Source organism: Pinirhizobacter sp., assembly GCF_035317885.1.
GTDB lineage: Bacteria > Pseudomonadota > Gammaproteobacteria > Xanthomonadales > Rhodanobacteraceae > Pinirhizobacter.
In genome coordinates this window covers 1-9,975 of sequence record NZ_DATHFX010000210.1, presented here as the reverse complement: position 1 = coordinate 9,975, position 9,975 = coordinate 1, and the positions used below count along the sequence as shown (strand labels likewise).

10 protein-coding genes and 1 pseudogene are annotated in these 9,975 nt (G+C 65.8%); 4 read left to right on the top strand and 7 right to left on the bottom strand.

Going from position 1 to position 9,975, the window contains the following annotated elements; all coding sequences use genetic code 11:
* A pseudogene (locus tag VK519_RS06605) lies at window positions 1-138 on the bottom strand (malate dehydrogenase); the annotation flags it as partial.
* Between the two features lie 27 nt (window positions 139-165).
* Window positions 166-1,365, bottom strand: coding sequence for an aminotransferase class I/II-fold pyridoxal phosphate-dependent enzyme (locus VK519_RS06600; protein ID WP_324348406.1), 1,200 nt, complete (start codon window positions 1,363-1,365; stop codon window positions 166-168).
* 116 nt (window positions 1,366-1,481) lie between these two features.
* On the opposite strand from VK519_RS06600, the gene VK519_RS06595 reads away from it, so the two are divergent.
* Entirely contained in the window at window positions 1,482-1,733 is a 252-nt protein-coding gene (locus tag VK519_RS06595) for a GlsB/YeaQ/YmgE family stress response membrane protein (protein WP_324348405.1), read from the top strand.
* A gap of 60 nt (window positions 1,734-1,793) precedes the next feature.
* Here VK519_RS06595 and VK519_RS06590 read toward each other — a convergent pair whose 3' ends face one another.
* The 3 genes from VK519_RS06590 to VK519_RS06580 form a co-directional block, all read right to left on the bottom strand.
* Complete coding sequence (locus VK519_RS06590; RefSeq protein ID WP_324348404.1) at window positions 1,794-2,255, bottom strand: YidB family protein; 462 nt, start codon at window positions 2,253-2,255, stop codon at window positions 1,794-1,796.
* A 95-nt stretch (window positions 2,256-2,350) separates the two neighbouring features.
* Window positions 2,351-2,857: a peptidylprolyl isomerase gene (locus VK519_RS06585; RefSeq protein WP_324348402.1), complete on the bottom strand. Its 507-nt coding sequence runs from the start codon at window positions 2,855-2,857 to the stop codon at window positions 2,351-2,353.
* A gap of 102 nt (window positions 2,858-2,959) precedes the next feature.
* On the bottom strand, window positions 2,960-4,669 hold the full coding sequence (locus VK519_RS06580; RefSeq protein WP_324348400.1) for a 3-hydroxybutyrate oligomer hydrolase family protein: 1,710 nt from the start codon (window positions 4,667-4,669) through the stop codon (window positions 2,960-2,962).
* Window positions 4,670-4,832: 163 nt separating this feature from the next.
* Here VK519_RS06580 and typA point away from each other — a divergent pair, with 163 nt between their 5' ends.
* The 3 genes from typA to VK519_RS06565 all read left to right on the top strand — a co-directional run bounded on the left by typA (window position 4,833) and on the right by VK519_RS06565 (window position 7,920).
* Window positions 4,833-6,662, top strand: a complete 1,830-nt coding sequence (gene typA, locus VK519_RS06575; RefSeq protein ID WP_324348398.1) for a translational GTPase TypA — start codon at window positions 4,833-4,835, stop codon at window positions 6,660-6,662.
* A gap of 69 nt (window positions 6,663-6,731) precedes the next feature.
* On the top strand, window positions 6,732-7,418 hold the full coding sequence (locus VK519_RS06570) for a Dph6-related ATP pyrophosphatase (protein ID WP_324348397.1): 687 nt from the start codon (window positions 6,732-6,734) through the stop codon (window positions 7,416-7,418).
* Entirely contained in the window at window positions 7,411-7,920 is a 510-nt protein-coding gene (locus VK519_RS06565) for a mismatch-specific DNA-glycosylase (protein WP_324348395.1), read from the top strand. Before VK519_RS06570 ends, VK519_RS06565 begins: the two co-directional genes overlap by 8 nt.
* Window position 7,921: 1 nt before the next feature.
* On the opposite strand, the gene VK519_RS06560 is transcribed toward VK519_RS06565, so the two are convergent.
* Together VK519_RS06560 and VK519_RS06555 are read right to left on the bottom strand one after the other, a co-directional pair.
* On the bottom strand, window positions 7,922-9,154 hold the full coding sequence (locus VK519_RS06560) for a c-type cytochrome (RefSeq protein ID WP_324348394.1): 1,233 nt from the start codon (window positions 9,152-9,154) through the stop codon (window positions 7,922-7,924).
* Window positions 9,155-9,158: 4 nt separating this feature from the next.
* A complete protein-coding gene (locus VK519_RS06555) occupies window positions 9,159-9,872 on the bottom strand; it encodes a c-type cytochrome (RefSeq protein WP_324348392.1) in 714 nt (237 codons plus the stop codon).
* Window positions 9,873-9,975: the final 103 nt, after the last annotated feature.

The following is a 9,975-nucleotide window of genomic DNA, read 5'->3' as shown; positions in this document are numbered from 1 at the left end:
CGCCGGGGTGATTTCCAACAGGTGCAGGATCACCGGCTGGTCCGGACCGAGCATGTCGCCGGCGGCAATGCGGAAAAGGAGGGCATAACCGATCTGGCCGGCAGCGCCGGTCACGGCAACACGTACGGGAGCTTTCATGGGGGATGACTCCTAACAGTCGATGGTTCAGTGAAGTTCGGCGAAGAATTCGGCGATCCGGGTCATACCCTGGTCGAGCCGGTCGTCGGGACAGGAATAGGAAATACGCAGCGCGCGCGGCTCGCCGAAGGCCGAGCCCGGCACGCAGGCCACACCCTTGGCCTCGAGCAACGCTGCGCAGAACTCCACGTCGTTGTCGATGCGCGTGCTGCCGTGGCTTTTGCCGAAGGCAACGGAGATATCGGGGAAAGCGTAGAACGCACCCTGTGGACGCGGGCAATACACACCGTCGATGGCCACCAACGCCGCATGCACGCGATCGCGCTTGACGGCGAATTCGCGGGCTTTCTGCCGTGGGATGTCCTGCGGACCGGAAAGGGCCGCCACCGCCGCGGCCGATACCACTTCGGGCAGGTTGGTGATGTGGTTGGAGTTCATCGTGGTGACGGCGCGCGCCACGGCCTCCGGAGCGGCAATGAAACCCACGCGCCAGCCGGGCATGCCGTAGGTCTTGGACAGCGAATCGACGAAGATCACGCGGTCTTTCAGTTCCGGCCTGATGTGGACGAAGTTGTGGTAGCCCACATCACCGAACACCATGGTGTTGTAGATGTCATTGGTGATCACCCACGTGTCCGGGTAGTTGGCGATGACATCGGCGAGCGCTGCGATTTCTTCTTTCGTGTACACCATGCCCGTCGGGTTGGACGGATTGTTGAACAGGAACACGCGCGGCTTGCGGGCCAGGGCTTCATCCAGTTGGGCCGGAGTGAGCTTGTAATTCTGCTCCGGCGGGCATGGCAGCAGGTTGATCTTCGCGCCGACGATCTCGGCGATGTCGACGTAGCTGGTCCAGTAGGGCGTGGGAAAGGTGATCTCGTCGCCTTCGTCCAGCAGCGCCTCGGCCAGGTTGTACAGGATGTGCTTGGCGCCGACGCCGGTACAGATGTTGGCGCGGGTATAGCCGGTGAGGCCCAGCGCTTGTATGTGGCCCAGGAAGGCATCCAGTACGGCGTCCGCGCCGCGGTTGCTGCCGTACTGGCCTGAATCGGTGTCTAGCGCCTTGCGGGCAGCATCATACACATGCGCCCCGGGAAGGAAATTGGGCACGCCGATCGAGAAATTGACGATGTCGCGACCCTCGGCCTTGAGCTTCTTCGCCTTTTCGGCGATGACCATGATGGCGCTGGGTTTGGCGCGTCCGATTCGCTGGGCAAGCTGCGGCATGCGGGTACTCGTCGTGGGCAACGGAAGGGGCAAAGCCTGAAAATTTTACCACGGCTGGCAGACTTCCCGCCCCGGCCGGTGCATGATGCGCCTACACCAACCAACGGGGAGCGGCTATGCACTGGCTTTGGGCATTCCTGATCGGCCTTGTCGTGGGCATCATCGCCAAGTTCCTGGTGCCGGGGAAAGATCCGGGTGGCTTCATCATCACCGGCTTGCTGGGCATCGCCGGCTCCCTGCTGGCCAGCTGGGCGGGCCAGCAACTGGGCTGGTATGGGCCGGAGGATTCGGCCGGCTTCATCGCCTCGCTGGTCGGCGCCATCGTGCTGCTACTGATCTGGCGGATGTTCCGGCGCCGCACCGCCTGACCGGGCGCTGGCTGGCAAAGAAGAAGGGGCCGCGCCATGCGCGGCCCCTTTGTTTTTTAGCTAGCCGAAGACCTTCCCGGCCAGGCCACTCAGGGCCGAAGTATCAAAGCCACCCTGCGGGTGCTCAGGCACCTGGCCTTGCGGGGTGAGGTGATCCACTGCTTGCGGCAACACGCCGGAAAGCTTGGCCATCAGTTCGTCGGGGCTGGTGCCCATCTTGGCCGCCGCTTCCTGTACCAGATCGCCCAGCCCCCCGCCCTGCAGGGCTTGGGAAAGTTGGGCCGGCGCTACGGGCTGGTTCTCACCCGTGCCCACCCAGGATTGGACGGCGCCACCCAGGCCATGCTGCTGGAGCATGTTGACCAGGCCGCCAACTCCGCCGGCCCGGCTGAGCAAGGCGGCGGCCACGGCCATCAGGCCGCCACCGCCCAGCGCCGATCCCAACCCGCCGTCGTTGGCGGCATTGTTCGCGGAATTGTTCGCGGCACCCTGGCCGCCAAGCAGTTCATCGAGCAGACCCATGTCGTATCTCCCGTGAAACCCCCCAGCCTTGGGAGCGTATACCCGGCAGATGACGGTTAGCCACCGCTTTCGATGGGCCCATACGGCAGCACTTTTCAGCTGGCGTCGAGCACCTTGTTCCACTCGCCCACCTGGAAGGCCTGGGCAGCCAGCAGGGCGTCGACATCGCCTTCCACCACGACCTTCTCGATGATGTCGTCCTGACGGATCTGGTTGACCACGGCCATGTCCTCGGGCGAGATCACTTCGCCGAACACGCTGTGCTTACCATCCAGCCACGGGGTGGCACCGTGGGTGATGAAGAACTGGCTGCCGTTGGTGCCCGGGCCGGCGTTGGCCATGGAGAGCACGCCCGGCTTGTCGTGGCGCAGGGAAGGGTCGAACTCGTCGCCAAAGCGGTAACCCGGACCGCCGCGGCCGCTGCCCTCGGGGCAACCGCCCTGGACCATGAAATCGTTGATCACGCGGTGGAAGGTCAGGCCGTCGTAGTAGCCGCGCCGGGCCAGGTTGACGAAATTGGCCACGGTGAGCGGCGTCTTGTCGTCGTGCATGCGGATGTGGATCGGGCCTTTGGTCGTGCGCAGGGTAACGGTGATCGGCATGGGAATCCTTCGGTGTTCCTGGAATGACCGCCACGGGGCATGGCGGACGGCAATGGGGGCAAGAGCATACCCGACCCCACGTGGGGGGGCCGTCCACGCGATTCAACCGGACGTGAGCGCCAGGTGGCTGGCGGTGAGTTTCCCCGGTCCTCGCGGCCGGGCACCCGCAGGCACCGCATCCTCGGGCAGGGCCCTGCCCGTGGCCAGGTGAGCCATGAGTCGATCCAGCGCGGCATAGCCGTAAGGCAGGAGCGGCACGTGGCGATCACCGAAATCCGGGAATGCCAGGAAGGCGTCGAAATGCTGCGCGTGGGGCACGCGCCAGTACACCGGCGAGCGGCCCGAGGCGCGCAACCACGCCACGTAAGGGTCGGCGCTGAACGTGGCAGGGACCAGCCCGTCGGCGGCGCCGTGGACCACGATCACCGGCAAGCCTTCGGCGGGGAGGCTGACGCGGGTGGCATCGACCGAGCGACGCAGTTTTGCAGCATCCGTCGACGTGCCGTCCCACAGCGCGCGAAGCCCCTGCTCGCCCGGCAGGTTCGCGTCCATGCCGGGCATGGTGCCGCCGGGCATGGCCACGCCAGGGCCGGGCGGCACGCCGCTGGCGTCGGACCACCAGGTAGGCCGCAATGCCGGCATCGTGTTGCGGAAAACGAAGCCACAGGGCATGCGATCGGGCGGGCAGCGTAGATACGACGATGCGTACGTCGCGCCCAACGCGCGCCAGAGATCCAGCGATGTGGATGACGCCGCCGTGGCCAGCGATTCATCGCGCCAGCCAGTGCCCCGCAGCCGTGCCAGTGCATCGGCCGCCTGCGCCGTCGGGGTGGCCCCTTCGACCAGGCCAAGCGCGCGCAGGCTGGCGCCACGGACGACCCACGGCAACGGCGAGCCGCCCATCGCCTGCGCGAATGGCGCACTAGCGAAATGCGGCGAGGTAAGCGCGCAAGGCAACAACAGCGCAGCTTCCGTGGCGTAGTCGTACAGGGGCCGTCCACGCCCGGGCACGTGGATGTTGGGCTCCAGGGCGACCACGCCGGACAGTACACCGTCGGTATCGTCGCCGGCGGCGCGCAGCACCGCGCCACCGCCGTTGGAAAGACCGGTGGCGATGATCCGAGTATTGGCCGGCGTGAACGGGGCAAGCCGAGGATAGGCGCGGTCGAGCATCGCCAGGCCAAACCGCGCAGCCGCCAGCACGTGGCGTCCCCAGTCGGCCTCGGGGTTGTCCTGCGAGTGGGCATGCTTGACGCCCAGGCCATCGAGCGGGCCCAGTCCCTCCACGGCGAATTCCAGCGGCGCCTCGCCCACGCGCGCACGGCGCCCGTCAAGCGCCACGCCGCTCATGTCCGAAGGATCGAAATACCCGGCCCCCGCGCCCTTGTCGGTGTAGGCCACGGCGAAACCGCGCGGCAAAGCCCAGCCACCGGCCAGGGCGATCGCGCCATAGACGCCACGCGACCCGGATGAAGGCGCCACCACCAGGCAGCGCGCCTTCTCGTCGAAGGCGTCGGGCGCCTGCAGCAGCACGCGATGCGGGAAACGTGCGCCGTCGAGGGTGTCGAAGGCGGTGAATTCACGGCCGGGTACATCCGGCACGGCCCCATAAACCTCGCCGAAGCCACCGAGTACACCGAAATCGGCAATGCCCTTCCAGCTCGACTGGATGGCACGGCGGCGAAGTTCTTGCGATGTGGGGGCAAAGGGATTGGCGCACGAGGGCACCAGGCCAACCAGGCCCGCCAGGCCCAGGCCGGCACTGAGCAGGTCGTCGCCGTGCCGGTGATCGGTGACGCGGACCTCCGGCATGAGCCTTCCTTAAGGTAAGGGATGGCAACGATAGCTGCTGCGCCGACGGCCGCGATAGGGTGACTATTGTTAATGATTCATGCGGATGCCACCGATTGCCCGTATACTAAGCGGCTTCCTTAACCACGAAAGGTGCTCCGGCCACGAGCCGGGGGGTCCGGGCATGTCCATCGAAAAACTGCGCAATATCGCCATCGTCGCCCATGTCGACCATGGCAAGACGACCCTCGTCGACCAGCTGCTCAAGCAGTCCGGCACGCTCGCCGAGCGTACCGTGCTTGCTGAGCGCGCGATGGACTCCAACGACCAGGAAAAGGAACGTGGCATCACGATCCTTGCCAAGAACACCGCCATCAGGTGGCGCGACAACCGCATCAACATCGTCGACACCCCAGGCCATGCCGACTTCGGCGGCGAGGTCGAGCGCGTGCTGTCGATGGTCGACTCGGTGCTGATCCTGGTCGATGCCCTGGACGGCCCGATGCCGCAGACGCGCTTCGTCACCAGCAAGGCCTTCGCCATGGGCTTCAAGCCCATCGTGGTGGTGAACAAGGTCGATCGCCCCGGCGCCCGCCCGGACTGGGTCGTCGACCAGGTGTTCGACCTGTTCGACAAGCTCGGCGCCACCAATGAGCAGCTGGATTTCCCCATCGTCTACGCCTCGGCCCTGAACGGCTATGCGAGCCTCGATTCGGAAACCCGCGAAGGCGACATGACCCCGCTGTACGAAGCGATCATGCAGCACGTGTCCAAGCCGGATGTCGATCCGGACGGTCCGTTCCAGATGCGCATCAGCCAGCTCGACTACAACAGCTTCGTCGGCCTGATCGGCATCGGCCGCATCCAGCGCGGCAAGATCAAGAAGAACATGCCCGTCAGCATCGTCGGCCCGGATGGCAAGAAGCGCCAGGGCAAGGTGCTGCAGGTGCTCGGCTTCATGGGCCTGGAACGCATCGAAGCGGAGGAAGCCGAGGCCGGCGACATCGTGGCCATTTCCGGCGTCCAGGAACTGGGCATCTCCGATACCGTTTGCGCGCTCGACTTCCCCGAGGCACTGCCGGCCCTCACAGTGGACCAGCCGACCATCAGCATGACCTTCCAGGTGAACAATTCCCCGTTCGCCGGCAACAAGGACCTCTCCGGCGGCAAGTTCATCACCAGCCGCCAGCTGCGCGAGCGCCTGGAGCGCGAGACGCTGCACAACGTGGCGCTGAAGGTCGAGGAAGGTTCCGATCCCGATAAATTCCTGGTGTCCGGCCGCGGCGAACTGCACCTGTCGGTGCTGATCGAAAACATGCGCCGCGAAGGCTACGAACTGGCCGTGTCCCGCCCCGAGGTGATCATCAAGGAAATCGACGGCGAGCTGAAGGAGCCGGTCGAGCAGCTGGTGATCGACATCGAAGAGCAGCACCAGGGCGGCGTGATGGAAAAGCTCGGCGTCCGCAAGGGCCAGCTGAAAAACATGGAGTCCGACGGCAAGGGCCGCGTGCGCCTGGATTACATGATCCCGGCGCGGGGCCTGATCGGCTTCCAGAACGAGTTCAAGACCCTCACCCAGGGCTCGGGCCTGCTCTCGCACGTGTTCGACCACTACGGCCCGAAGGAAACCGGCGCCATCGCCAAGCGCCTGAATGGCGTGATGATCGCCAACGCCCCCGGCGCCACCCCGGCCTATGCACTGGGCCCGCTGGAAGAGCGCGGCAAGCTGTTCGCCGCCGAAGGCGACAACATATACGAAGGCCAGCTGATCGGCATCCACTCCAAGGACAACGACCTCACCGTCAATGCCATCAAGACCAAGCCGCTGACCAACATGCGCGCGTCAGGCAAGGACGATGCCATCAAGCTCACCCCGGCGATCAAGTACTCGCTGGAGCAGGCGCTCGATTTCATCGAGGACGATGAGCTGGTGGAAGTGACCCCGAAGGAAATCCGCCTGCGCAAGAAGCACCTGACGGAAAACGACCGCAAGCAGGCGTCCCGCAAGGGTTGATCCCAATCGGGGACAGGCAGAAAGAGCCCGGCGTTGCCGGGCTTTTTTTATTCCCGCTACCATGGGGGAATGCCAACATCCCCTACCGAAGTATTGCTCTCATGGAGTGGCGGCAAGGATTGCCTGATGACCCTGCAGCGGCTGCGGGAGGATGCGTCATGGCGCGTGGTGGGTTTGCTCACCACGGTCAACCGCAGTTTCCAGCGCATCGCCATGCACGGCGTGCGGCGGGATATCCTCCAAGCGCAGGCCCGGGCGCTGGGTCTTCCGCTGGTGGTGGCCGAACTGGAATGGCCTTCGAGCAACGATGCCTACGAGGCCGCCTTCGCCGCGGCGCTGACCGAGGCCCAGGCGCGCTGGCCGGGCCTTCGGCACATCGCCTTCGGCGATCTGTTCCTTGAGGACGTCCGGGCGTATCGCCAGAAGCAGCTTGCGCCACTGGACTGGGAGGGCATCTTCCCGCTTTGGGGCGAAGACACCACCGCACTTGCCCATCGCTTCGTCGCCGAAGGCCACCTTGCCCGGCTTTGTTGCGTGGATACGCAACAACTGCACGGCCGTTTCGCCGGGCACGCCTTCGATGCCAGCCTGCTGGCGTCGTTGCCCGGCAGCGCCGATCCCTGCGGCGAACGGGGTGAATTCCACACCTTGAGTTTTGGCGGCCCGCTTTTCGAGCACGATCTTGCCTTGCGCCAGGGGGAATTGGTGATGCGCGACGAACGCTTCCGCTACTGCGATTTTCTCCTCGATGACTGACGACACGGTCGAGCACGTCCTGCCGGACGTGATGCTGCCAGGGCTGCGCCTGGTGTTCTGCGGCACCGCGGCGGGCACGCGCTCGGCGCGGCAACGGGCGTACTACGCCCATCCCGGCAACATGTTCTGGCGCACCGTGCACGGGGTGGGCCTGACGCCACGCCTTCTTCGTCCCGAGGAATTTCCCTTGCTACCGAGCTTCGGCATCGGCCTCACCGACCTTGCCAAGCACCACCACGGCAACGATGACGAGCTTCCCCGCGATGCCTTCGACTCAGCTTCGCTGCGCATGAAAATCGACCGCTTCTCGCCACACGTGCTGGCCTTTACCAGCAAGAATGCCGCCCGCGCTTTCTATGGCCGCGACGTGGCCTTCGGCGAACAGCCCGCCCTGCTGGGCACCACACGATGCTTCGTGCTGCCTTCGCCGTCGGGCCAGGCGCGCGCGTCGTGGCGGATCGAGCCCTGGGCGGACGCGGCATCGGCCGCGCTCAGTCACTGAATCAATACGTAGGCGTCGAGCGGTACTTGCGCACGTCGTCGATCTGCACCGGTGGCGCGTTGTTGCCCCACGAGCGGCGGATGTAGGTGGTGACATCGGCCACCTCCTGGTCGCTGAGCTTCTGGGCGAAAGGCGGCATTGAATACGGACGGCGGTTGCCGGCCGTGACCGGGGCGAAGCCGCCGGAGAGCACGATGCGGATGGCATTGACGCCTACCGGCTCGGCCACCGACGAATTGGCATCGAGCGGTGGATAGACACCGGCCACACCGCTGCCCGACACGCCATGGCAACCGGCGCAGCCATCGGCGTAGATCTTCTGCCCGCGTGCCATCGATGCACTGGCGTCGATGTCGTTGCCCTGATCGGGCGCGGGGCGCGGCGGTAGCGATTGCAGGTAGATCGCAATGGCGGCAAGGTCGCCGTCGGACAGGTACTGCGTGCTCATCTGCACTACTTCGGCCATCGGGCCAAACGCGGTGCCGCGTGCCGAGCGACCGGTCTTGAGAAGGTCGACGATGTCCTGTTGGCGGAAGTTGGCCAGGCCTCCCCCCTTGGCCGTACTGAGGTCGGTTGCGTACCAGTCCTGCACCGGGATCAGGCCGCCGGCCAGGCGCGGCGAACTCACCGTGGCGCCCAGCGAGTTACGCGCCGTGTGGCAATCGTTGCAGTGGCCCGGCCCCTGCACCAGGTAGGCGCCCCGGTTCCATGGCGCCGACTTCGACGGGTCGGGGACATATTCCCCCTTGTCGAAATAAAGCAGGCGCCAGGCGCTCATCAACGAGCGCATGCTGTACGGCCAGCTCAACTGCGGCTCGTCGTTCCGGCGCGACACCCTCGGCACCGTGGCCAGGAAATCGTACACGGCGTCGACGTCCGCGCGCGTCATCCTGGTGTACGAGGTGAACGGGAACGCCGGGTACAGCAAGGTGCCATCGCGCGATACGCCATCGTGCATCGCAAGGTAGAACTCGTCCTTCGTCCACGCGCCGATGCCCGTGGCGCGATCGAAGCTAATGTTGGGCGTGGGGATGCCGCCGAACGGCGTGCCCACGACGCGACCGCCAGCAAAGGGGGCGCCATTGCGGGCGGTATGGCACGAGGCGCAATCACCGGCGGTGGCGAGATAGCGGCCACGCTCTACCGACGCCGTATCGGCATGGGCCACGGCAAACCCCGCCAGCACCATGCCCAGGGCGAGCGCGGCGCGGAACACGATGTTCGATGCGCGCATGGTCTTAGCTCCCTACGCTGCCGCAGCGAAGCGGCATGGTGACCGAACCCGCCGCCTGGGGGTGCGGGTCATCTGGAATCGGATGGGTCGCAAGGTAGGCTGCTGCGGCGCTGATGTCGGCATCGGAAAGATGGCTGACTATGGTGGCCATGCAATCGGGCGCGGCGGCGCGGCGCGTGTCGGTGCGCCAGGAACCCAGCTGGGCGCTGAGGTAGTCGTACGGCAGGCCGATCAACCCGGGAATGTCCGGCTGCACACCGGTAAGGTTGCTGCCGTGGCATGCGGTGCACGCCGGCACGCCGCGTGCCTTGTCGCCTTGCGTCACCAGTGCCTCGCCACGTGCTTTCTGCGCCGCCGTCATGGCGGGCGCGGGATGGGTTCGGTAAGGCACGTCCTGGGCGGTGAAGTAGCCGGCGATCTCGCGCAGGTAGTCGTCATCCAGCGGACGGACGGTGTATTCCATGATCGCGTAATGGCGCAGGCCGTTGCGGAAGTCCTGCAATTGCCGCACCAGGTAGGCCTGCGGCTTGCCCGCCAGGCGCGGGAAGAACGCATTGTCGGAGCCCTCGCCGGACTCGCCATGGCAGGCCGTGCAGCTGGCGATGCGTTGCTTGAGCGTGTCGGGCACCTTGGGCGCACCCGTCGGCGCGGCATGCACGGCCATGCCCGCAACCAGTAGCGCCAGCAACAGGGCAGCGCAACGCAACAAGCGGCTCATGGCTTCTCCCTGAGTGGCGGCGACTGCTGGGGCTGCATCGATGGATTGTAAACTCCGCCCGTAGTGCTAACGTGAGACAGATCGCCGCACAGGGGAATCCAAC

Coding starts and splice junctions, on each gene's coding strand:
- VK519_RS06555 (WP_324348392.1), bottom strand. CDS start 9,872: ATGAGCCGCTTGTTGCGTTGCGCTGCCCTGTTGCTGGCGCTACTGGTT.
- VK519_RS06565 (WP_324348395.1), top strand. CDS start 7,411: ATGACTGACGACACGGTCGAGCACGTCCTGCCGGACGTGATGCTGCCA.
- VK519_RS06570 (WP_324348397.1), top strand. CDS start 6,732: ATGCCAACATCCCCTACCGAAGTATTGCTCTCATGGAGTGGCGGCAAG.
- VK519_RS06560 (WP_324348394.1), bottom strand. CDS start 9,154: ATGCGCGCATCGAACATCGTGTTCCGCGCCGCGCTCGCCCTGGGCATG.
- VK519_RS06600 (WP_324348406.1), bottom strand. CDS start 1,365: ATGCCGCAGCTTGCCCAGCGAATCGGACGCGCCAAACCCAGCGCCATC.
- VK519_RS06580 (WP_324348400.1), bottom strand. CDS start 4,669: ATGCCGGAGGTCCGCGTCACCGATCACCGGCACGGCGACGACCTGCTC.
- VK519_RS06595 (WP_324348405.1), top strand. CDS start 1,482: ATGCACTGGCTTTGGGCATTCCTGATCGGCCTTGTCGTGGGCATCATC.
- typA (WP_324348398.1), top strand. CDS start 4,833: ATGTCCATCGAAAAACTGCGCAATATCGCCATCGTCGCCCATGTCGAC.
- VK519_RS06585 (WP_324348402.1), bottom strand. CDS start 2,857: ATGCCGATCACCGTTACCCTGCGCACGACCAAAGGCCCGATCCACATC.
- VK519_RS06590 (WP_324348404.1), bottom strand. CDS start 2,255: ATGGGTCTGCTCGATGAACTGCTTGGCGGCCAGGGTGCCGCGAACAAT.